The 24,084-nt window shown below is 32.3% G+C and carries 20 protein-coding genes and 1 riboswitch; of the genes, 9 read left to right on the top strand and 11 right to left on the bottom strand.

From position 1 onward, the window contains the following. Nucleotides 1-43 precede the first annotated feature (43 nt). Nucleotides 44-166: riboswitch (SAM riboswitch) on the bottom strand. A 902-nt stretch (nt 167-1,068) separates the two neighbouring features. Together BC961_RS06515 and BC961_RS06510 are read right to left on the bottom strand one after the other, a co-directional pair. Then, complete coding sequence (locus BC961_RS06515) at nt 1,069-1,359, bottom strand: hypothetical protein (RefSeq protein ID WP_121925036.1); 291 nt, start codon at nt 1,357-1,359, stop codon at nt 1,069-1,071. 319 nt (nt 1,360-1,678) lie between these two features. Beyond that, complete coding sequence (locus BC961_RS06510; protein WP_121925035.1) at nt 1,679-2,971, bottom strand: O-acetylhomoserine aminocarboxypropyltransferase/cysteine synthase family protein; 1,293 nt, start codon at nt 2,969-2,971, stop codon at nt 1,679-1,681. Nucleotides 2,972-3,543: 572 nt separating this feature from the next. Here BC961_RS06510 and metK point away from each other — a divergent pair. Continuing rightward, a complete protein-coding gene (gene metK / locus BC961_RS06505; RefSeq protein ID WP_121925034.1) occupies nt 3,544-4,794 on the top strand; it encodes a methionine adenosyltransferase in 1,251 nt (416 codons plus the stop codon). A gap of 214 nt (nt 4,795-5,008) precedes the next feature. On the opposite strand, the gene BC961_RS06495 is transcribed toward metK, so the two are convergent. The 3 genes from BC961_RS06495 to BC961_RS06485 all read right to left on the bottom strand — a co-directional run bounded on the left by BC961_RS06495 (nt 5,009) and on the right by BC961_RS06485 (nt 9,271). After that, complete coding sequence (locus tag BC961_RS06495) at nt 5,009-5,515, bottom strand: outer membrane beta-barrel protein (protein WP_121925032.1); 507 nt, start codon at nt 5,513-5,515, stop codon at nt 5,009-5,011. Between the two features lie 118 nt (nt 5,516-5,633). Then, entirely contained in the window at nt 5,634-8,339 is a 2,706-nt protein-coding gene (locus tag BC961_RS06490) for a carboxypeptidase-like regulatory domain-containing protein (RefSeq protein ID WP_121925031.1), read from the bottom strand. A gap of 53 nt (nt 8,340-8,392) precedes the next feature. Further along, on the bottom strand, nt 8,393-9,271 hold the full coding sequence (locus BC961_RS06485; RefSeq protein WP_121925030.1) for a GLPGLI family protein: 879 nt from the start codon (nt 9,269-9,271) through the stop codon (nt 8,393-8,395). Nucleotides 9,272-9,385: 114 nt separating this feature from the next. Between BC961_RS06485 and BC961_RS06480 the strand changes: the two genes are divergently transcribed. Next, nucleotides 9,386-10,177 (top strand): hypothetical protein, encoded by a 792-nt coding sequence (locus tag BC961_RS06480; protein WP_121925029.1) that lies wholly within the window; start codon nt 9,386-9,388, stop codon nt 10,175-10,177. After that, the gene (locus tag BC961_RS06475) at nt 10,177-10,791 is read left to right on the top strand and encodes a deoxynucleoside kinase (protein WP_121925028.1); all 615 of its coding nucleotides are present in this window, start codon (nt 10,177-10,179) and stop codon (nt 10,789-10,791) included. The genes BC961_RS06480 and BC961_RS06475 overlap by 1 nt, the downstream gene beginning before the upstream one ends. A 179-nt stretch (nt 10,792-10,970) precedes the next feature. On the opposite strand, the gene BC961_RS06470 is transcribed toward BC961_RS06475, so the two are convergent. The 5 genes from BC961_RS06470 to BC961_RS06450 form a co-directional block, all read right to left on the bottom strand. Continuing rightward, nucleotides 10,971-13,328 (bottom strand): sodium-translocating pyrophosphatase, encoded by a 2,358-nt coding sequence (locus BC961_RS06470; protein WP_121925114.1) that lies wholly within the window; start codon nt 13,326-13,328, stop codon nt 10,971-10,973. A gap of 109 nt (nt 13,329-13,437) precedes the next feature. Further along, nucleotides 13,438-13,968: an inorganic diphosphatase gene (locus tag BC961_RS06465; RefSeq protein ID WP_121925027.1), complete on the bottom strand. Its 531-nt coding sequence runs from the start codon at nt 13,966-13,968 to the stop codon at nt 13,438-13,440. Nucleotides 13,969-14,076: 108 nt separating this feature from the next. Further along, nucleotides 14,077-14,679 (bottom strand): DNA-3-methyladenine glycosylase family protein, encoded by a 603-nt coding sequence (locus tag BC961_RS06460; protein ID WP_121925026.1) that lies wholly within the window; start codon nt 14,677-14,679, stop codon nt 14,077-14,079. A gap of 115 nt (nt 14,680-14,794) precedes the next feature. Then, nucleotides 14,795-17,281: a DUF5686 and carboxypeptidase-like regulatory domain-containing protein gene (locus BC961_RS06455; RefSeq protein ID WP_121925025.1), complete on the bottom strand. Its 2,487-nt coding sequence runs from the start codon at nt 17,279-17,281 to the stop codon at nt 14,795-14,797. A 133-nt stretch (nt 17,282-17,414) separates the two neighbouring features. Then, nucleotides 17,415-18,395 (bottom strand): pyruvate dehydrogenase complex E1 component subunit beta, encoded by a 981-nt coding sequence (locus BC961_RS06450; RefSeq protein ID WP_121925024.1) that lies wholly within the window; start codon nt 18,393-18,395, stop codon nt 17,415-17,417. 340 nt (nt 18,396-18,735) lie between these two features. Here BC961_RS06450 and BC961_RS06445 point away from each other — a divergent pair, with 340 nt between their 5' ends. From BC961_RS06445 to BC961_RS06420, 6 genes are all read left to right on the top strand, one after another. Further along, a complete protein-coding gene (locus BC961_RS06445; RefSeq protein ID WP_121925023.1) occupies nt 18,736-19,482 on the top strand; it encodes an electron transfer flavoprotein subunit beta/FixA family protein in 747 nt (248 codons plus the stop codon). 113 nt (nt 19,483-19,595) lie between these two features. Beyond that, nucleotides 19,596-20,561, top strand: a complete 966-nt coding sequence (locus tag BC961_RS06440; protein ID WP_121925113.1) for an electron transfer flavoprotein subunit alpha/FixB family protein — start codon at nt 19,596-19,598, stop codon at nt 20,559-20,561. Nucleotides 20,562-20,683: 122 nt separating this feature from the next. After that, on the top strand, nt 20,684-21,307 hold the full coding sequence (locus BC961_RS06435) for a bifunctional nuclease family protein (RefSeq protein WP_121925022.1): 624 nt from the start codon (nt 20,684-20,686) through the stop codon (nt 21,305-21,307). Nucleotides 21,308-21,430: 123 nt separating this feature from the next. After that, a complete protein-coding gene (locus tag BC961_RS06430; protein WP_121925021.1) occupies nt 21,431-22,255 on the top strand; it encodes a thymidylate synthase in 825 nt (274 codons plus the stop codon). A 428-nt stretch (nt 22,256-22,683) separates the two neighbouring features. Continuing rightward, entirely contained in the window at nt 22,684-23,025 is a 342-nt protein-coding gene (locus tag BC961_RS06425; protein WP_121925020.1) for a 2TM domain-containing protein, read from the top strand. Nucleotides 23,026-23,027: 2 nt separating this feature from the next. Continuing rightward, entirely contained in the window at nt 23,028-23,510 is a 483-nt protein-coding gene (locus BC961_RS06420) for a dihydrofolate reductase (protein ID WP_121925019.1), read from the top strand. Nucleotides 23,511-23,571: 61 nt separating this feature from the next. Here the strand turns inward: BC961_RS06420 and BC961_RS06415 are convergent, their stop codons facing one another. Beyond that, a complete protein-coding gene (locus BC961_RS06415) occupies nt 23,572-23,889 on the bottom strand; it encodes a hypothetical protein (protein WP_245980834.1) in 318 nt (105 codons plus the stop codon). Nucleotides 23,890-24,084 lie beyond the last annotated feature (195 nt).

Raw genomic sequence — 24,084 nt, 5'->3', positions numbered from 1 at the left:
ATTAGAAAGAAAGCTAGATGTTAGGTGTCTAGACGAATTCTTAGTGTTATCTTTCCAAGTAACTGAAATAATTTCAGTTCGAGGTAGAATGCAGCACCTTCTTCGATAAATCGAAGGGTTGCTAAGGCTTCATCGGGTCTAATCCCTCTGCCTTTCTTTATAACATTTCAATACAAGTGTGAACTTAAAGCAGCAAATTAACTGTAATTATTTTTAAAAACCAAACTTTTGACTCTTTTGATTCCTAATTTGTACATTTTAAAAATGAAAAGTACACTGCCTATTCTCGCAAAATAAATATAACGATAGATTTTACAATCTCTAATTTGAATAAGCAGTGCACGTTTTTTCTACTTTAAAATGGAGGAAATTAAATTCCCGTTTTTTAAATAAATAAAGTTTCATTCTCTTTTGAATACATTAAAAAAAGCAATGAATTTGGCACCTTTGTTTGTGCTAAATTATCATTTATTGAAACTCCGAATCTTGAATCGATTAGCTCATTTATAAAGTCATTACTCTTCTTTCTTTTATTTCTGAAATTAAGATTTTTTAATAACTGAAATGTTTTTGCTACGTACTTAGTGGCACTCATAATTAATTAGTTGTTAGGTTTATAATATTCGTTTTTTTACTTATTTCATTTACTTCTAAAAGCAAAAACCCTTTTAGATTTATATCCAAAAGGGTTTTAAGCTATGCTTTAAACTTTCAATTTTGGATTTAACAGACATTCATACGCAGCATCGTAATGACACAAATTGTTTTTGTGACTGCTAGCTTGCTACTAAAATGATTTTTTAATCTATTCATCTGTTTTGACTATATTCTTTTAAAAAAATGTTATACGACTATTTATAAAAAAAGCCTCCCGTTAACTGGGAAGCTTATTTATTATAATTTCAATTTAAAATTACGCAATAAACTACCCTCAGGATTTATCCTGACCGACCATAAACGTATTACTAATTTTAAATTCCATGTTTATTTTTTATTTACTCAAATATCGAAATTATTTTCGCATTCTCCTAATGTGATTGACTGATTTAACTGATTAATAACTTTAAATTAATATTCCTTAATTTTCATAACAATCAGCCTTTCAATTTGTTTATCATTTAAGCGATTATACTTATGCGCTCTACTGATTCTTCTTTTCAGAGACTCCCATTTTTGCTGCATATAAGGATATATTGATAGTGACTTACTATTTCCTTCAATTGATTTATTGTAGTGCTTTTTGTATTCTTTAAAATAGTTAAAATAATCATCTAGATATTTATCCCATTTGTGATCTCCAATTCTATTATTCACTTTGGTCGAATTTTCCATTGTAACCAATAATTCTTTTGATTCCATAATAAAATTTTAGTTTAATTATTTATAAATACCCGCATTACTCAATCTTCAAAAAGAGAAGTTAACAAAATAGTTACTGGCTCTTTTTTCTTATTCAGCAAATTTAGTTTAATCTTTTGCTAAAAAGGTTACACAATTAATTTTAAAACTTATATAATTTCTTACCAATTTTTATTGCTTACGTAGGGAATTATATTTCGATGTTCTCAAGTCAAATATTTTCTCTTATATAACTCATCAATCATATAAAAAAAGACTTCTGAATTTACAGAAGTCTTTCATTTAAAATCTAAACATTCAAAGATAAATAGGTTTCTCTTTAAACTAGCTGAGCCTGTTTTATATTTTCAAATACTTCTTTTAAGTCTTGAATTAGATCTTGAATATCTTCTAAACCAACAGACAATCTAATTAAGTCATTTGGAACTCCCGCAGCGATTTGCTCCGTTGCTGATAATTGTTGGTGCGTTGTACTTGCCGGATGTATTATTAAAGATTTTGTATCGCCTATGTTAGCTAGAAGCGAGAATAATTTAGTTTCATCCGCTACTTTTTTAGCTGCTTCAAAGCCACCTTTTAAACCAAAAGTTACTACTCCACTTTGACCTTTAGGTAAATATTTCTGCCCTAAATCATAATACTTACTAGACTTCAATCCAGGGTAATTTACCCAAGCAACCTCTTCGTGACTTTCTAACCATTCGGCTAAAGCCAAAGCATTTTCGCTATGTCTTTGAATCCTAATTGGCAAAGTTTCTAAACCTTGAATTATTTGAAAAGCATTAAAAGGGCTTAAGGCTGCTCCAAAATCTCGCAAGCCTTCAATTCTCACCTTGGCTATAAAAGCCGCTCTACCTAAAGCCTCGTGATACACTAAACCATGGTAACCAGCAGAAGGCTCTGTGAATTCAGGAAATTTACCATTAGTCCAATCAAAGTTTCCTGCATCAATGATCACTCCACCTAATGAAGTTCCATTTCCTGTGATATATTTTGTTAATGAGTGAATCACAATATCAGCACCATGGTGAATTGGATTCAATAAATAAGGAGAAGCGACAGTATTGTCCACTATAAAAGGAACCTTCGCCGCTTTAGCTTCATCAGAAATGGCTTTCAAATCGAGGACGTCTAACTTTGGATTACCCAAAGATTCTACAAAAAATGCTCTGGTATTTTCTTGAACTGCATTTTTAAAATTTTCAGTATCAGATGGATCTACAAAAGTGGTTGTAATACCTAAACGTGGAAGAGTGACATTAAATAAATTAAACGTTCCTCCGTATAAACTGTTGGATGCTACAATGTGATCGCCAGCTTTCAGCAATACTAGTAAGGCAGTAGTAATTGCTGCAGTTCCTGAAGCTGTAACCACTGCTCCAATTCCACCTTCTAAAACTGCTAATCGCTGTTCAAGAATATCGTTAGTTGGATTATTTAATCTCGTGTATATAAATCCTGGCTCTTCTAGACCGAAAACTTTCGCTGCGTGCTCCGAGTTATTAAATACGTAAGAACTTGTTTGATAAATAGGAACTGCTCTTGTTCCTGCTGTTTTTGTTACGTCATGTCCTGCGTGTAATGCATTTGTTTCAAATTTTTGTGTGCTCATAATTTTTAGATTTTAATAGTGTAGTTGGTATTTTTATTAATAGTTGATTTTAAATAATTGATTTTAAATTTTTAAAGCAGTTCCAGTTTTAAGCTGTCATTAATCTTATTTCCAAAAAAAAACCCCTGCTTTTGGCAGAGGTTGTAATTATATATTTTAAAATTTAAAATTATACAATAGTGCACTCTGCGGAATACTCCGGCATCATAAAACACATATTGATCGCAATTAAATTCATATTTTTAATATTTAATACTGCAAATCTGCAACCTATTTTTGAATTAACCAAATAAAAATGTAAAAAAATAATATCCCTATAGAATTAGTAGGATTTGTTAAACTTTCTTAAATTAAATTAAAAAAACAAAAGTATAATTTACAATTCAAAATGGTTTCATACATTTGCACTCGAATACAGAGGAAAAATTTGAACTGATTGCAACCTCTTCATAATGAAACCAATTCATTGTGGATGCTGAAAAATTTTCAGTAGAAAAAATGCTAAAGCAGAAACTCTCCTTTAGTCCTTTTCAGCAATTATTTTTTCTCGTTTAATTTAAAATAATAATATTATGGCCTATTTATTTACGTCAGAATCTGTAAGCGAAGGACATCCAGACAAAATTGCAGATCAAATTTCAGACGCACTAATCGATAACTTTTTAGCATTTGATGCTGATTCAAAAGTAGCTTGCGAAACTCTTGTAACTACTGGTCAAGTTATTTTGGCTGGCGAAGTAAAATCAAATACTTATTTAGACGTACAACATATAGCTCGTGAAGTAATCAGAAAAATTGGTTACACAAAAAGCGAATACATGTTTGAAGCTAACTCATGCGGTATTCTTTCAGCTATTCATGAGCAATCTGCTGATATTAATCAAGGTGTAGACAGAGCAAATCCTGAAGAGCAAGGTGCAGGTGATCAAGGAATGATGTTTGGTTATGCAACTAATGAAACAGATAATTACATGCCATTGGCACTAGATTTATCTCACAAATTATTGCAAGAATTAGCTATACTAAGACGTGAAAATAATGAAATCACTTATTTGCGTCCTGATGCAAAATCACAAGTGACTTTAGAATATAGCGACGATAACAAACCTACTCGTATTGATGCTATTGTAATTTCTACGCAACATGATGATTTTGACGAAGAAGCTACAATGCTTGCTAAAATTAAAAAAGATATCGTTGAAATATTAATTCCTAGAATTATAGCAAAAAACCCAGCTCACGCTCATTTATTTAATGACAAAATTCAGTATCATATTAATCCAACAGGGAAATTTGTAATAGGTGGACCACACGGAGATACTGGACTTACAGGCAGAAAAATTATTGTTGATACTTATGGAGGAAAAGGTGCTCACGGTGGTGGTGCATTTTCAGGAAAAGATCCAAGTAAAGTGGATAGAAGTGCAGCTTATGCTACACGTCATATCGCTAAAAACTTAGTGGCTGCTGGTATTGCTGATGAGATTTTAGTACAAGTTTCTTACGCAATTGGTGTGGCTAAACCAATGGGTATTTTTATAGATACTTATGGAACTTCAAAAGTTGACCTAACTAACGGTGAAATTGCTAAGAAAGTAGAGGCTATATTTGATATGCGTCCTTACTTTATTGAGCAAAGATTAAAATTAAGAAATCCAATCTATAGTGAAACTGCTGCTTACGGTCACATGGGCCGCACACCAGAAACAGTTACAAAAACGTTTTCTGCTCCTGGTGGTTTAACAAAGACAGTTACTGTTGAATTATTTACTTGGGAAAAATTAGATTTCGTAGATAAAATTAAAGCTGCCTTCGGTCTATAATTATAATTTTTACTTTTGATTTTTTCGAAGAAAGGAAAAATAAATTCGCTTAGATATTTTAATAGAACCGCACTCCATTTGGATTGCGGTTTTTTTTTGGATCGAAATCAAAAACAAACAATTTATCCGCCAATCATTCGTCAATTATATAAAATGAAAAAGCCGCCATTTCAATTAAGAAATGACGGCTTTTATATCGTATTTAAGTTTGTAATTAAAACTTATAAGTGATTCCGATTTTTGCACCACTTACAACATTACCACCACCTACTTGAAGGTTTAAACCAAAATTATCACTAAAGAAATAACGACCACCAACTTGTAATCCTAAACCAAAGTTATCTTCATCATCGTAATTGAATGAATTACCATTCGATTTTGTATTCCAGCTGTAATAATTTAAATTAGCTCCAGCGTAAAAATCCCATTCACTAGGAATATTTAATACTTCATTAAAATGGTAATTTCCATTTGCTTGAACTCCTAAAATAGAACTTTTTATTCTTGTAGACGCATAAGTTTGATTGTAAGACTGGTAAGATAATTCTCCACCTAAAGTCCAGTTTTTAGCAATACCAAAATCAAGACCTACATAAACAGGTGTTCCCCATCCAGATGTTCCAACTCCAGCGTTTAATTGAATTCCTCCTTCTTCCAAAGGAGCTTGAGCATTTGCAAAACTAAAAGCGAATACAGCTAATAAAAGAGCGATTTTTTTCATAATAAAAATTTTAAGTTAAAAATAATGTTATTTCTCCTACTTCGGAATTTATGGTGCAAAAGTAGTATTAATCTAATAAATAAACGTATTTAAAGTAAAAAAAGTATTACGGCAGCAATTATATGTTGTATTTCAAAGAAAACAGTACATATCTAGGCTGAACGGTATATTGCGATGTTCTTGTTGCAAATTGACTAAAGTTATCATCGTTCAAAGAAGTAGTATTTAATAAGTTTGTTCCACTAACTTTATATTCCATCTTTCCACCTTTCTTTTGATAGATTAGACTTGCCGTTAAGAAATCATATTCATTATTTACACTTTTACTATTGTTGTAATAATGGAAGAACTCGTATTCAGTTACAAATGAAAAACTTTTTAAAAAGAAATAATCTAGTTTAGCAAAAGGTCTTTCCGTGTAAAAAGCACTGTTATTGTAATCGTTTTTAACAAGATTGTATCCTAATTCGATATTAGGCATGTTTTTATAATTCGTAGAAGCTTTAAAAGTATAACTCTGAGTGAAACTTTCTTTTGATGATAACTGGTTGTTTTGAATATTATTAAACTTAGACCAATTCAAATTAGCGCTTACTGATGCTTTGTAATTCTTTAAAAATGACCTTCCATATGAACCATTACCAAGAATCGTCTCATCAGCAAAATCAGAATTGAAAGGAGACGATGTTTGGCTCACTCCGTTAAAAATAGCTCTAGTTTTTATAGCATCTATTCTCTTCGAATAAGTAGCAAATGCTGTAATGTTTTCGAAATTAAACATGTTATATTTAAAATAACGCAGCGAGTGAACCTGAGAAGTTGCATTTTCTAACAAGCGATTTCCTTTAGTCAAACTGTTGTAATTTGAGAATACATATCCTTCAGTTAACTGATTAATATCGGTAAACGTATTCGTATAAGAAAAGTTATAAGTTAATGTCTCTGCCTTTTTTATTTGGTAAATAGCCAAAAAATCTGGTAAGGCTCTAAAGAAATTTTGACTGTTGCTAGTGCCTAATTGCTCATTACTCATGTTGTAACTATGCAAGCTAACTCCAGGAGTAAAAGTAAATTTACCTGTCAAAATTTTGTAATACAAGCCTATAAAACTATCATTGAAGTTATAATTTACATCATTTTTATTAGAATTATCATTTAAATCATTTCTGTTTTGATTGTCTAAGATTTGATAAATCCTAGAATTAAAATTTTGATTAGAATAGGTGTTTCCAAGGGTTACATTTATATTACTTTTATTAGTAAGCATATAGTAGTAATCTAATTTAGCATCAATTTTGTTCGTTTTTACAAAACGATTTTGATTGATATCATTTCTATTTTGACCTGAAATATAATCAGTCAAGTTGAAGGGCTGCGATTTTAAATTGGCATTATAAAAAGGATTTTCATCTTGATACAAATGCTGCATTTCGAATGCAAAAATACTTTTATCACTTTTCGTATAATACAAACTCAAGTTTTGATTGACTGAAATTGGGTCTTGCTTTTTTACGGTACTAATATTTTCAATGGCAGAATTACCATTTACAACAGATTCTCTTAACAATGAATTATTTTCATCTTGTTTAGATAACTTAGTTAAAACATCGTAATCAAATTGAAAACGAGCATTAGGTTTGTAAGTAGAGCTTAATTTGAATAAACCTAAATTGCTTTTTTGATTTACGATCTCCTCCCGATTTTCAGTGGATAAAACATTAGAAGAATTAGGCTGTAAAATATTGGTTTGTGATTTGGTTTCCAACTCTGTTAGTGCTGATGAAAGTATCCCAAAACCGCTCAGCGACCACGCTTTATTAACATTATAAGAGAAGTTAGTAGCTCCAAATTTTGTTTCAATGTCTTTAGCACGATTATTTCTTAAAAGAGAAATCCCTAAATCATTTGAAGACACATTAAAACTTGAGCCGCCCTTTTGTGCAACACCTCTAAAACCACCAGTGAATTTAAAATAATCTTGAACCGTCAAAGGCAATTCCCCAATATTATTAAAATTACTTAAAACATTGATACTATATTTTGGACTGTAATAAAATAGCTTTGGATTGATTAAATAGCGACTTACTTTTTGAGCTACACCTACGCCTGCGGTAACATCACCAAACCAGAAATTTTTATTTCCCGACTTTAGTTTGATATTCATGGCTAGGTTGTCTTGATTATTCTCAACTCCTTTCAACGCTCCTACTTCGCTATAATTCCTTAAAACTTGAATTTTGTCAATAGCATCAGCCGGAATGTTTTTTACCCCTAACTTAGTATCACCGTCAAAGAAGTCCTTTCCTTCCACCATCAATTTAGTAACTCTTTTTCCTTCTACTTCTATTTCACCGTCTGCATTTACCTCAACTCCAGGTAACTTTTTTAGAATATCTTCTAGCTTTCTTTCGGTTCCAGATTTGAAGGAATCGGCATTATAAACAATAGTATCTCCTTTTATTGAAACTGGCATTTCACGAACAATTTCGACACCCTCAAGTTCAATTCCACCTTCTTCAAGAGCAATATTCTTATTTATATTTTCGGCAGCAGTAATAAAATCTAATTCTTTATTTTGCATCCCTAAATAACTAATTTTTAAGCTATATGCTGTATTTGGCTTCAAATTGAGAAGAAACTTACCTTTATCATTTGTAATGGCATATGAATCCATGGCTTTTGTGACTTTATTGACTGCCATTACATTAGCCATTTCTAAACCATTTGCATTCGAATCAGTGATTAAGCCCTCCAATTTAATCGATTGTGAAAACGAAATCGAGGTAATTAATAATGATATAAATAGAAGTATTGCTGTTTTCATTTATGAAACTTAGGAATGAATTATTTAATATTTAGAAATATAGATGATGCTTCTTAACCACCTATTCTAAACCCGCCGTTTCCTCGACCTTGATTCATATCTCTAAATTCTTCCATCTTTTTAAAAACCGTATCATCAAATTCTTTCTGCGTAACTACTTTTCCTTTCGTTGAAGCTTTTATAACCGTTTTTACTTTTGGATTTAGAATTACTTTTGAACAGAGAATAACAGTCTTACCGTCGTTTACCTCCAAAATCAATCCTGGCAAACCCCAATAATTCTCTGGACCTTGATTCACAGGAATCTCTGGAGTGTACCAAGCAGTAATTACTGTTTCTTTTGGCATGTCTAATTCTTCTAAAAGACTTGTTTTCTTTGTCGCGTCTGCGGGTTTTGCATTTGCATCCTCTTTTTTAGGTGTGAAATTTCTAAAGTCAGTTTTACTTGCCTCACGAACAGCTGTCGCTTTGAAACAATTATAACCGCCAATGATTCTTGTTTCGCCTTCCATTTTCCATTGAAGATTAGGTAATGAATCTTTTACTAAAAACTCTTTGCCCATAAACTCTTTATCAACCGTGTAAGATTTATCTTTGACATTTTTATAGAAAGTTCCGCCGCCACCAGTCATTGACATTATCATTCTCATTCCTGCACCACTTTGTGCACCCGCTTCTAACTTTTCCTCTTCTTTGTAGATAGAAGCTGATTTATCAAAATTAAGAATGAATGTCTTTTCGAACATTTTCTTCATTCTATCCTCAATCATTTTTTGCATATCTGGAGTCACATTCTTATTTCCCTCCATTCTTTTACTAAAATCCGAAGCACTAGTTTTAGATTCGTAAACTGCCATTCCTTGAAATTCCTGAGCTTGAATTTCGACAGCAGAAAAAACAATTACTGCTAATGTGAAAATTATTTTATACATAGTTTTAGATTTTAATAAGTAGGACATAAAAATACAGCATTCGTTACAATAAATTTGTTAAATTAGTAATAAGACAATCCTTATTCTCTAAGGTTTAATTGTAAATTCGCTTTTATGAAAAAATTGTTACTCCTACTCCTTATTACCTCTTTTTCAGTAGTTTCAAGTCAAAATATAAATTTGACAGCTACAGAAATTAACAGTTTTAAATTTGAAGGCGATGAATTCCTTGAATACGATGCCTTCGGATTTTATTATAGTATTACAAATAATGTTTTTTCTAAAGTTGGTACGAATACCAACTTGGAATACAAGAATGTTTCTCTTGGTAAAATCACTAAAGTTGATCTACAAAATCCGCTTAAAATTATATTATTTTACAGTGATTTCAATACGGCAATCATACTTGACAATCAACTCAACGAAATTCAGAAAATAAATTTTTCTGAATTTTCTATTCCAATAGTTACAACTGCCATTGGTTTATCTTCACAAAACAATTTGTGGCTTTACAATAGCATGAATCAACAATTAGGATTATACGATTATTTAAAGAACGAATATAAAACGATTAGCGTTCCATTTTCTGAAACGATAAAGCGATATACTTCAGATTTTAATTTCTTTTCTTGGATCGACTCAAAAAATAATTGGTACACTTCAGATATATTTGGCACTGTAAATTTTAGAGTAAATGTTACTCAATTTGATCAAATTCAAATTATTAGTAAAAGTCAGTTTATCTATTCTGAGTTAGGGATTTTGATTCTTAAAGATTTAGAAAAGAATAAAAGTTATGAAATAAAGATTTCGCAAAAATCCTTTGAAAAATTCTATTACAAGGACCAAATTTTATCTATTTTTACATCAGAAGGAATTACAAATTATAAAATCATAATACCATAATGCACATAGCGATAGCAGGAAATATAGGTTCTGGAAAAACAACATTAACTCGTTTATTAGCAAAACATTTTAAATGGGAACCACATTTTGAAGATGTTGTTGACAATCCTTACTTGGATGATTTTTATCACCAAATGGAACGTTGGTCATTTAATTTACAGATTTACTTTTTGAACAGTCGTTTTCGTCAGGTGATGCAAATACGTGAAAGTGGTAAAAAGATTATTCAAGATCGAACTATTTACGAGGACGCACATATTTTTGCTCCTAACCTTTACGCTATGGGCTTGATGACCAATCGCGATTTTCAAAATTACTCATCACTTTTTGAATTAATGGAATCAACTGTTAAAGCTCCTGATTTATTGATTTATTTAAGAAGTTCTATTCCTAATCTAGTGGGACAAATCCATAAAAGAGGACGAGAGTATGAAAACTCAATTTCAATTGATTATTTAAGCCGTTTAAACGAACGTTATGAAGGTTGGATTCAAACATATGATAAAGGAAAACTACTAATTATAGACGTAGACAACATCAATTTTGTTGACAGTCAAGAAGATTTAGGAAACATTATTAATAGAATTGACGCAGAGATAAACGGATTGTTTTAAAATCCTCTCCCCGGCCCTCTCCGAAGGAGAGGGAGAAGAAATATAATTATTTAGCACTAGTAAATATAAAAAATGCCTCACTCTTAATTCCTAAAGTGAGGCATTTTAATTTAAACCTTTGTCAAAGTTTATAACTTTGACAAAGGTTATTTGGGAGTTTGTCAAAAGTTACTACTACTTTATCTCAAAGCATCAATTTTTGCTTGAACTTCAGCATCTGTCCCTTCAAAATTTTGAATATCTTGTTTACCGTTAATTGTAGTGGTAACTGTTGCTGTCACTTTTCCATCAATATTAGATTTTTCGATAGCTACTTCTTTAGAACTTATTTCAGTTTGCTGCACTCTTTTCACAACGGCTTCACTTCCGTCACCTAATATTGGAGCGATAACTAAACCTATTAAACAAGTTAGTTTAATCAAGATATTCATTGATGGCCCAGAAGTATCTTTAAATGGATCTCCAACAGTGTCACCAGTTACTGCAGCTTTGTGTGCATCAGAACCTTTAAAAGTCATTTCTCCATTAATCATAACTCCAGCTTCAAAAGATTTCTTAGCATTATCCCAAGCACCACCTGCATTATTTTGGAACACAGCCCAAAGTACTCCAGAAACAGTTACTCCAGCCATATATCCCCCTAACATTTCAGCGATTAATTGATTGTTGTCTGCGTAAACTATTTTACCAAGGAGAACAATTGCGATTGGAAAACCAATAGTTAGAACGCCTGGTAACATCATTTCACGCAATGCCGCTTTAGTAGAAATATCCACACATTTTGCATATTCTGGTTTGCCAGTTCCTTCCATAATTCCAGGAATCTCTCTAAACTGACGACGTACTTCATAAACCATATCCATCGCTGCTTTTCCAACAGAATTCATTGCTAATGCCGAGAAAACAACAGGTATCATTCCACCTACAAATAACATTGCTAAAACTGGCGCTTTAAATATATTAATTCCGTCGATTCCTGTAAATGTAACATAGGCTGCAAATAAAGCTAGTGAAGTTAATGCCGCCGAAGCAATTGCAAATCCTTTTCCAGTCGCAGCTGTTGTGTTTCCAACAGAATCTAGAATATCAGTTCTAGTACGAACTTCTTTCGGTAATTCGCTCATCTCTGCAATTCCACCAGCATTATCTGATATAGGTCCGAAAGCATCAATTGCCAATTGCATAGCAGTTGTTGCCATCATTGCTGACGCAGCTAATGCTACACCATAAAATCCTGCACAAGCGTATGACGTCCAAATCGCAGCTGCAAATAATAAAACAGTTGGAAATGTTGAGATCATTCCAGTCGCCAATCCAGCAATTACGTTAGTTCCGGCACCAGTCGACGATTTTTGCACAATAGCCATTACTGGTTTTGTTCCTAATCCTGTGTAATATTCAGTAACGGATGAAATAACAGCGCCAACTACTAATCCAACTATTGTTGCGTAAAAAACGCGCATTGATGATATCTCTTTAGTTCCTTCCCCGAAGAAATCCATTTTCATAGTTTCAGGCAACATGTATTTTACTAATACATAACAAGAAATTGCTGTCAATGCAATAGAAACCCAGTTTCCTATATTCAATGCTTTTTGAACCTGTGCTTCTTTAGCATTATCATCTGATATTTTCACCAACATAGTTCCAATGATAGAAAATAGAATTCCGAAACCTGCTATCGCCATTGGTAATAAAATAGGTCCGATACCGCCAAAAGCATCTTGGATATTTCCGCCCATGTCTTTTATAACATAATTTCCTAGAACCATTGCTGCTAAAACAGTTGCTACGTAAGAACCAAATAAATCAGCACCCATTCCAGCTACATCTCCTACGTTATCTCCTACGTTATCTGCAATTGTTGCAGGATTTCTAGGATCATCTTCAGGAATTCCAGCTTCTACTTTACCTACTAAATCAGCACCAACATCGGCAGCTTTAGTGTAAATACCACCTCCAACTCTTGCAAACAGGGCAATAGATTCAGCACCAAGAGAAAATCCTGCTAAAGTTTCTAAAACGATTGTCATATCTTGAGTAGAAGTCCAAACGCCATTCATAAAAAAGTGGAAGAAGAAAATAAAGAAAGTTGTTAGTCCTAAAACTGCTAAACCGGCAACGCCTAAGCCCATTACCGTTCCACCACCAAAAGAAACTTTTAAAGCCTGCGGTAAACTTGTTCTAGCTGCTTGGGTTGTTCTAACATTTGTTTTTGTTGCTATTTTCATTCCCATATTACCAGCTAATGCTGAGAAGAAGGCTCCAAAAATAAAAGCAACAACGATTAAGATATGAGTCGTAGGAACAATAAAGGAAATTCCCGCTAAAACTGCACTTGCACCTATAACAAAAAAGGTTAACAATCGATATTCAGCTTTAAGAAAAGCTAATGCTCCTTCGTATATGTAATCTGAAATTTCTTTCATCTTACCATCTCCAGGATCTTGTTTTAAAACCCATTTCCTTTTGGCAAACATAAATGCCAGTCCAATAAAAGCCATAGCAATTGGCAGGTAGATCATTATTGTATTCATAACTTTGGTTTGGTTTTTGGTTAAATTCAATACTGTAACGTAACGAAAATAAACAAAAAAGCAATACTCTTAACGGAGTATTGCTTTTTTTATAAAGTTATGAGATTAATTATTTGATGCTAAATAATCCTTTTGGCTTGTTTTCAATTTGGTCAAAACGGTCTGTACATTCTTTAATAATAGAATATGCCTCTTTAACATCTCCCCAACCACCTACATCTACACTTTTATTTTCAAGATCTTTGTACACTTGGAAAAAGTGCTCAATTTCTTTTAATAAATGCGGATTCATATCAGATAAATCATTCAATGAATTCCAAATTGGATCTGAAACAGGAACGCAAATTACTTTTTCATCCGGTCCTTTATCATCTGCCATGTGGAAAACACCAATTGGCTTCACTTCCATTACGCATCCAGGAAAAGTTGGTTCATTTACTAAAACTAATACATCTAATGGATCTCCGTCCAAAGCTAAAGTCTCAGGAATGAAACCGTAATCAGCTGGATACATCATTGAAGAGAACAACATTCTATCAAAACGCATTCTTTTTATTTCGAAATCATATTCGTATTTATTTCTACTTCCTCTTGGTATTTCGATTAAAACATCGAAAGTTGTTAATTTGTCTGCAGTCATTTTCGTTTTTCTTTTCTATAATTATGGGTGCAAAAGTAAGGAATCTATCGCTTTTTTACAATAAAAATATTAGCTCTCAAAATTGCATCATTTTTAACACTCAACATATTAGAAAACCACTGTTCTATTTCTCTTTTTTAAGTAGTGATGCCATAAGAGATAAGTTGCAAAGGAACGATAGGGACTCCATTGCAATGAATGAATTTCCATCTCATTCTTATCGTGAATATGTAGCAACTCTTTAATAGTGTTCACTACCGCAATATCACCTATTGGGAGTAAATCTGGCTCTTTAAGGCAAAACATTAAATAAATATCTATGGTCCAGTTTCCTATACCTTTTATCTTTATCAGTTCTTCTCGTACCTGTTTTGCTGTTTTGTTTGGTAAACTTTGTAGATCAATTTGTTTATCAAGTATTGCAATCGCCAATGCTTTTATATAGCTAGTTTTTTGACGGCTTACGCCAAAGGATCTAAAATCTTCGTCAGTAACAGCCACTAAAACTTCTGGCACTAGATTTTCGAACCTACTTTTAATTTTTAAGAATGTAGCTCTAGCCGAGTCAATAGAAACTTGTTGTTCCAAGATTAATAAAACAAGAGTTTCAAATCCCTGAGGCCTTTGCGGAATAATAGGAATTCCATGTTGCTCAATTATTTCTTTAAAGATGCTTTCTTTTCCTGAGAGATAATTGAACGCTTCTTTCATAATCTAATTTTCTATTAGCAAGAAAAGTCGATGCTTCATCCTTTTAGTATAAGAATGAAGCAATCTCACTTAATCTAGTATTTGAATATATAAAATTAAAATCTCTTCATTGATGCTAAAAATTAAATCCGAAAGAACCTTTGACGCTAAAGCGATTTGTGTCGGGAGTATTGAGATAATTACCTCTCCACGAAAAATCGATTCGGAATAATTTAAAAATATTTCCAATACCCGCACTGTATTCCCAATATCCTTTATCCGGAGCACTGTATAATAATCCAGATGCATTTATAGCTCTGTTTTCATCAGATATAGTTCCGTAAACACCTTTTACAGCAATTATTTCTCTCCAATTTAATTTGCGCATGAATGGAATTCTAGAGAATAGACGCCCTCCAAAATTGTGATTCCATTGCAAAGTCGCATATTCATCAGAGATAAATTCATAATAATTAAGATTGCTAAAGGTATTTTCGAGGCTGAAAAAAGTTTGATTGCCTGGTATAACACTCATCAATCCTAAAGGAACAGCTCCAAAAGTTTTTCCAACTTCCATAATAATATTAGAACGACCTAATGGTCCGATAATAATAGGCTGCTTGTAGTACAATTGTAATTTATCGTATTGAAAGTCACTATCGAGTAATCCCTTGAATCCATGGCTATAATTAATAAAAAATCGGCTGTAAGGACTATCTACGTTCTCTCTTTCTACAGCAAATCCAATCGTTTTTCTCTTTGGTGTATACTCAATTTGCAAACTAGCCTCTGACTGTTTAACATCACTTTTAATAATTCCATTAGCAACATCAGTGAAATAATCAAGACTAAAAGTTGGTGATGCAGACTCTAAAGTACGATATGAAAATCCGGTTTGAAAGGTTAAATTTTTAACTGGTTCTATTTCAATGGCTACATTACTTAGATTGATGTTAGTTAGTTTTCCGTTGTTTCCTGAAGCAAATACCGAAGATGATGCGCCACTTCGGCCTAAGATGTCATAAGTGGTCGTTAAACTAGCGCCTATCTGCTCAATATCTCGTCGATTACCTCCAGAAAGTATGACTCTGTTTTTCTTGTCAACCATCCATTTTCCCGAAAATCCGTATTTGAATTTATCGTCTTTAAACCCATATGCCGTATATCCTTGAACTCTCCAGGTATCATTTGTACCAAAATAAGTTCTTCCACCCACACGCAATCGTGCACCTTCTACTTCATTGTAACCAAATGTGGAGAATATGGGTCCGTAATCGAAATTACCAAATTGTACAAATCCACTAGCTAGCACTTGGACTGAGCTATAAATTTGCTTAAATTTTTTAACTGTTTGCAATGTGTCAAGCATTTTATAAACGCCTAATTCATCCTTAGATAAATTCTCAAAACGATTTTTTTCCCAATACTCATTAGATTTATTATATACGTCTGCATCCATATAATTCACCTCATCCTTATAAAAGGCGACTGGCTTTTCTATATTGAATTTATGATCTCTAAAGTAGGTCGTTCGTTTTCCGTAAACACCCTTTGATTTCTCTTTTTTATTTAAAGCGAAATCAGACATTAAATAATCCTTCGTCAATAAAAACACAGAGTCACTTACAACATCAAATTCTTGCTCTAAGTAAATGTCTTTTACCCAGTTAATATTGGCACTTTTAGTAACGGCCATATTAATTTTTTTGATAGCAAATGTCGTATCGTTTACCCAAAAGTCACCTTTGAAGGTCAATTCGTTTTTTCTTCTTGGATAGAAAACAATATTGTAACACCATTTATCATCGATGTAAGCACTGTCTCTTAATATATAATTATAAACATCGATACCAGTTTTTGACAACGGACTAGTGAAACTTTTATCAAAAAATGTCAAATAGTTATTGTAGATATCATAGTTAGAATATAAATCTTTTACAAAATTTAAAATCTGCTGATTACCATTAAAACCAGATGTTTTACTCGCTTTTAATTTCTCTTTCAGCTTCTTCATTTTCATATCTCCATAAACGTCATATAAAGCTTCGTTTACAAAAATGGGTAAATAGGTTTTACCAGTAACTTTTGAAGTATCCATTTGGTTGAAAATAAACTCCATACCTTTAAAAAGCTTACTTTTCATAAAAGCACTATCTATAGAATTCATATCAAATTCTATTTTTTCATACTTTTCCATTTCGTACTGGTTGTATAAGTACAAACCATTCTTTCGTTTTTTCTCCCAAATTTTTCGAAGAATATCTAAAGCAGGATTGTTTTTCTTTGAAGTTTTTCCAGTGAAAATTACCACTTCATTCAGAGTTTCTGCTTCACTTAACTGAATCTTCATATTGTAATTAATCGCTTTTTGCAGTGTAATTTCTTTTTCAGAATAACCTACTGATGAAATTACTAAAACAGTATATGCTTGTGGAGATTCAAGATAAAATGCACCATCCTCGTTAGCTACGATTCCCGTACTAGAATTCTTAAAAACCACATTTGCAAAAGGAATGGGCTGATTCATTTTATCTAAAACAGTACCGCTTACTTTAGTTTGCGCTAAAATAGCAGTTGCAGAAACAAGTAAAAAAACAACGAGAAATAAAATATTCTTTTTCATAATCATTCAAAAAAAAACTTCATCAAATAAATAATTGATGAAGTTTCAAAGGTAGTTAATTGCAGTACTTGATTATTCGAATTTTAGTATGTCAATTGTTAAATCTCAACTAAAATCAAATAAATCAAAACTATTATTTTTTATACATTACTTTTTTAACTGCTTTTATAACATCTTCAGAGTTCGGCAACCATTCTTTCAATAAAACTGGAGAATAAGGCGCTGGAGTATCTGCTGTTGTTATACGTTGAATAGGCGCATCAAGAAAATCAAATGCACGTTCTTGTACGATATAAGTTATCTCTGAAGCAACACTTGCAAAAGGCCATGCTTCTTCAAGAACTACTAAACGATTTGTTTTTTTAACTGAAGTTAAAATCGTTTCATAATCCATAGGACGTACGGTTCTTAAATCTATAATCTCACAAGAAATTCCCTCTTTTGCTAATTCTTCAGCAGCGATATGAGCCTCTTTAATAATTTTTCCAAAAGAAACAATTGTTACATCTGTACCTTCACGTTTAATATCAGCAACTCCTAATGGAATTGTATACTCACCATCTGGAACTTCTCCTTTGTCACCATACATTTGTTCTGATTCCATGAAAATCACAGGATCATTATCACGTATAGCTGCTTTTAATAAACCTTTAGCGTCATAAACAGTAGAAGGAACTACAACTTTAAGACCTGGTGTATTTGCAAACCAATTTTCTAAAGCTTGAGAGTGTGTTGCCCCTAATTGTCCTGCTGAAGCAGTTGGTCCACGAAAAACGATTGGCACATTAAATTGTCCACCAGTCATCTGACGCATTTTCGCAGCATTATTTATAATTTGGTCAATTCCAACTAAACAGAAGTTGAAAGTCATGTATTCCACAATTGGACGACAACCATTCATTGCTGAACCTACTGCAATACCGGTAAAACCAAGCTCAGCAATAGGAGTATCAATTACTCTTTTTGCACCAAATTCAGCTAGCATTCCCTTAGATGCTTTATAAGCACCATTGTATTCAGCAACTTCTTCACCCATCAAGTATATGGACTCATCGTGACGCATTTCCTCACTCATCGCTTCGCAAATAGCCTCTCTAAATTGTATCGTTCTCATATTATTATGTTGTATGTGTCTAAATTTTTCGAAAAGCAAAAATAATTATTTTAAATCACTTTAATGCATAAAATTCCCTAAATTAATTTAAGACTTGCGCTACTATTTCTTTTTTGAATTTTCTAGCCGAAAAAGTGCGCCACGGCCCTCTAATTCGAGAACTAATTACTAGGTAGTTCTTTAAGAATTTTATTCGAAAAGATCGGTCAAAAGTTATTATACTATATTTCAGGTTACGAAAACGTAATAGTTGCTAAAAAATATTATGCATGCATAGTATATTATTCGATTTAATATTTTAAATTTGTAAAAGAAATTAAGAATAACTAAATATATACTTATGAAAATATTAGTTTGCATCAGTCACGTTCCTGATACTACTTCAAAAATCAATTTTGTCAATGGTGATTCTGAATTTGACACAAACGGTGTTCAATATGTAATTAATCCAAATGACGAATTTGGTCTTACACGTGCAATTTGGTTTCAAGAACAACAAGGCGCAACAGTTACTGTTGTAAATGTTGGTGGACCAGAGACAGAACCTACATTAAGAAAAGCATTAGCAATAGGCGCAAACGAAGCAATTCGTGTAAACGCAAATCCAGCTGATGGTTTTTATGTTGCAAAACAACTAGCTGAAGTTATAAAAAATGGTGGTTACGATATTGTAATTGCAGGAAAAGAGTCTTTAGATTATAATGGCGGAATGGTTCCTGGAATGATAGCTGGAATTTTAGGATATAACTTCCTAAACTCTTGTACAAGTTTAACTGTTGATGGAACGAATGTAAAAGCAGTACGTGAAATTGACGGTGGAAAAGAAACAGTTGCCACTACATTGCCATTAATTATTGGCGGTCAAAAAGGATTAGTTGAAGAGAAAGACTTGCGTATCCCCAACATGAGAGGAATTATGACAGCAAGATCTAAGGCGCTTACAATTGTAGAGCCAGTGGATGCTGCAGTTAATACGAAAGCAATGAAATTTGAAAAACCAGCTCCGAGATCTGCAGTTAAGTTAATAGCTGCTGACAACTTAGACGAGTTAATCAATTTATTACACAACGAAGCAAAAGTGATATAATCCTTCACTAGCCCCTCCGAAGGAGGGGAATAAAAAAATAAAAAAACATTCCAAACTTTAGCCCCTCTCCTTTGGAAATGGGTTGGGGTGAGGACCTAAAATCTAAAATTATTATGTCTATATTAATTTATGCAGAATATGCAGAAGGAAAATTCAAGAAAGTAGCTTTCGAATTAGCCTCTTATGCAAAAAAAGTAGCTGAAACATTGGGAACGACTGTAACAGCAGTTACTGTAAACGCAGGAGATGTTTCAGAATTATCAAAGTACGGAGTTGATAAAGTTTTAAAAGTAAACAATGATAAACTATCTGGATTTACAGCTAAAGCTTATGCTGATGTAATCAAACAAGCTGCAGTGAAAGAGAATGTTAAGTTAGTATTATTATCTTCTACAACAGATAGTGTATATTTATCTTCACTTGTTTCAGTAGCTTTAGAAGCGGGTTACGCGTCTAACGTTGTTGGCTTACCAGTTTCAACTTCACCTTTTCAAGTAAAAAGAAATGCTTTCTCAAACAAAGCTTTTAATATTACGGAAATTACAACAGACATTAAAGTTCTTGGCTTAGCTAAAAACTCGTATGGTATTTTTGAAACACCATCTACTTTAACTGAAGAAGATTTTAATCCAACAATTGGAGAAAATGATTTTGGTGTAAAAGTGGAATCAGTGGAAAAAGTTTCAGGAAAAGTATCAATTGCTGACGCTGATATCGTAGTTTCTGCAGGACGTGGACTTAAAGGTCCTGAAAACTGGGGAATGGTTGAGGAATTAGCATCAGTTCTAGGAGCTGCAACTGCATGTTCAAAACCAGTATCTGATTTAGGTTGGAGACCTCACGGAGAACACGTAGGGCAAACAGGAAAGCCAGTTGCTACTAATTTATATATTGCTATTGGAATTTCAGGTGCTATTCAGCACATTGCTGGAATTAACTCATCAAAAGTAAAAGTAGTAATCAATAGTGATCCAGAAGCTCCTTTCTTTAAAGTGGCTGACTACGGAATCGTTGGCGATGCATTTGAAATCGTTCCTCAATTAATTGAGAAATTTAAAGCTTTCAAAGCACACAACTAGCACTCAGAATAAAACAATTTTAATGCTATCTAAAAATAAGATATTTGTATCTTTGCCTTTAGATAGCATTTTTTATGCTTATTATTTAATAAAAGTATGTCGTTACTACCACTATAACAATTATGAGCTTAGTTAAATTATCTATAAAAGGAATTTCTTACAGTCAAACTCAAAATGGAGCTTACGCATTAATCTTGAATGAGGTTGATGGCGAGCGCAAATTACCAATTGTTATTGGCGCATTTGAAGCTCAATCTATTGCTATCGCTTTAGAAAAAGAAATCAAACCACCACGTCCACTTACACATGATTTATTCAAAAACTTTGCGGAACGATTTGACATTATTGTAAAACAAGTTATCATTCACAAACTAGTAGACGGTGTTTTTTATTCGAGCATTATTTGTGAAAGAGATAAGATAGAAGAAATAATTGACGCACGAACTTCAGATGCAATTGCATTAGCGTTGCGTTTTAGCGCTCCTATTTTTACCTATAAAAACATATTAGACAAAGCGGGAATTTATTTAAAAACAAATCCTTCTGACGGAAACAAAGATTCTCAAGAAATAGATGATGTACTTTCTAACCCAGAGACTTTTGGTCGTGAAGAAGAAAGTAATCAATCTGGAGAAACCTATTCTAAACATACGTTGCAGGAGCTAAACGAACTTCTAGATCAGGCAGTTTCTCACGAAGATTATGAGAAAGCAGCAAAAATTAGAGATGAGATTTCGAAGCGATAATTCATACATCTAATTCATAAAGCCTCCTAATTTTATTTTCTTCGAAATAAAAAATAATAATTATTACTAATAAGAAATAGAGACATTTCATAATAATTTCTACCACCATTTATATAGCATAAAATGAAGCAATATTTAGATTTAGTAAAGCATGTAATGGATAATGGTTGCCAAAAAGGAGACCGAACGGGAACTGGAACAAAAAGTATTTTTGGTTACCAAATGCGTTTTGACTTAAGCGAAGGTTTTCCAATGGTTACTACTAAGAAATTGCATCTTAAATCTATAATCTATGAATTGCTTTGGTTTCTAAAAGGTGATACTAACATTAAATATCTTCAAGAAAACGGGGTTAAAATTTGGGATGCTTGGGCAGATGCTAATGGAGACTTAGGCCCAGTTTATGGTCACCAATGGCGCAACTGGAATAGTGAAGAAATAGATCAAATCTCCGATTTAATTACAGAGTTAAAGACTAATCCTAACAGTAGAAGAATGCTTGTTTCAGCGTGGAATCCTTCTGTTCTTCCAGATACTACAAAATCTTTTGATGAAAATGTTGGGAATAATAAGGCAGCTTTACCACCTTGTCATGCGTTTTTTCAATTTTATGTTTCTGATGGTAAGTTATCTTGTCAATTATATCAAAGAAGTGCCGACATTTTCTTAGGCGTTCCTTTCAACATTGCATCTTATGCCTTGCTTACGATGATGATTGCTCAAGTTTGCGACTTAAAACCAGGTGATTTCATTCACACTTTTGGCGATGCACACATTTACAACAATCATTTTGAACAGCTAGAGTTACAATTGTCTCGTGATCCAAAACCGTTACCCAAAATGATTTTAAATCCAGAGATAAAAAATATTTTCGATTTTGATTTTGAAGATTTCACTCTCGAAGGTTATGACCCACATCCATTAATTAAAGGCAGTGTTGCGGTTTAGTAACTTTTAAAAACGTCTTTAATGAATTTCGTAGCCATAACTGAATGCTTATCCTTTAGCCAAATAATTTTAAAGTTTTTAATTAAATTTCAGCAAATTGGTCTCGAATAAGTCTTTCCCTATTGGATTTACTTAAAGTGATTTTATCAATAGTAATATGCCGAATTTGTACTAAAACTTTAAAATTAAAGTAAACATATCTAATTTATTCGTATTAAAAATAAATCCTTTCAATAACCTATCTTAGATTAATATTATTATAAGCTACGCTTTTTTCTAATACTATTAAAAATTTTTCCTTTTTAAAACGTGATAATTTCTAAAAAATAATATTTTAGAAATTAAAAACGCACTGAACTTAAATATTATAGAAGCAAAACAGCATTTTGCTTAAATAAATTTTATCTTTATAAAATAAAATATTACAGATGGAAAAAGAAGTACATGAACAATATGAATATGCAAGAAGAAGGATAAAGCAAAAAAAGAGATTATATTTCCATTTTGTTGTTTTCGTTTTGGGAAGTTTATTATTATTTCTTGGACACCAATTTCTAAACAGCAATGTAATTTCTGATTGGTATCAATGGATAATTGCGACATGGTTGTTTTTATTTATTTTGCATTTTATAAAAATTTTCATAACCGACCGTTTTATGAATAAAGATTGGGAAAGAGAACAAATTGACCGCTTAGTAGCTTTGCAGAAAAAGAAAATTGAGCAACTACAGTTACAAATAGAAAGCGAAGAAACTAATAATAGTATATAACTATGTTTACAATGATTGCGGCGGCAGCCGAAAACAATGCGTTGGGAAAAGATGGGAAAATAGTATGGCACTTGCCTAACGATTATAAAAGGTTTAGAAGACTCACAACTGGACATCATATTATAATGGGTCGTAAAACTTACGAAAGTCTTCAAAAACCATTGCCTAATAGAAAGCATGTCATAATTACAAGACAAAAAGATTATAAAGCCGAGGACTGTATTGTGGTAGACACCATGCAAAAAGCTTTAGATGCATGCCCTAAAGAGGAGGATTCATTTATAATAGGCGGTGGCGAAATTTATACAATCGGTATTTCTTACTCCGATAAAATCGAACTTACAAGAGTTCACGGCACCTTTGAAGCAGATGCATTTTTTCCTGAGATAGATGAACAAGAATGGAGATTAGAAAATTCTGAGTTCAACGAAAAAGATGATTCTCACAATTATGAGTACACCTATCAAACATTCGTTAGAAAATAAAACAAAAAAACATCCTTTTAACGGGATGTTTTTTTTTTACATAATGATTTAAAAAAACGACTTAGCCTTGAAAGAGTATTTGATAAAATAAAATAAAAATCACAAATACTAATAACGCTCCAGAAATGAAGGTTACAATATTTGCTGTTTTTTGAGAGTACATCTCAAAAAAGCCTTTAATACCAAATACCACGAAGGTACTAAAGACGAAAAAAATTAAAATTTCCAAAAACAAATTTAATCCTAAGAACGTATTTTGCGCATTCAATTCAATACCGCTTTGAAAAGCGGCACTTTCAAAAACACTTACAAGGACAAATGAGATAAGGAGCGCTAAAACTATCCATTTGATTTGGCCCATCGTCTCTTTTTTAATCATTAATATCATAGCTAAACTATGTGACAAATGTGATTAATAAAAACTGCAGTTACAATACCCACTTTTAGTGATATTTATAACAAAATAAAATTTTCTTCGCTTTTTTATAAAAATTGTTAAATACTGTAATTAATAAATCTTAATTCTATTTTGAAAACTGATTTTATGTTTATCAAGTTTGTTCTATATTTGTAC

The sequence above is a fragment of the Flavobacterium weaverense genome, assembly GCF_003688495.1.
Taxonomy (GTDB): domain Bacteria; phylum Bacteroidota; class Bacteroidia; order Flavobacteriales; family Flavobacteriaceae; genus Flavobacterium; species Flavobacterium weaverense.
The sequence above is the reverse complement of the archived record's forward strand: the minus strand, read 5'-3'. Positions and strand labels throughout refer to the sequence as shown.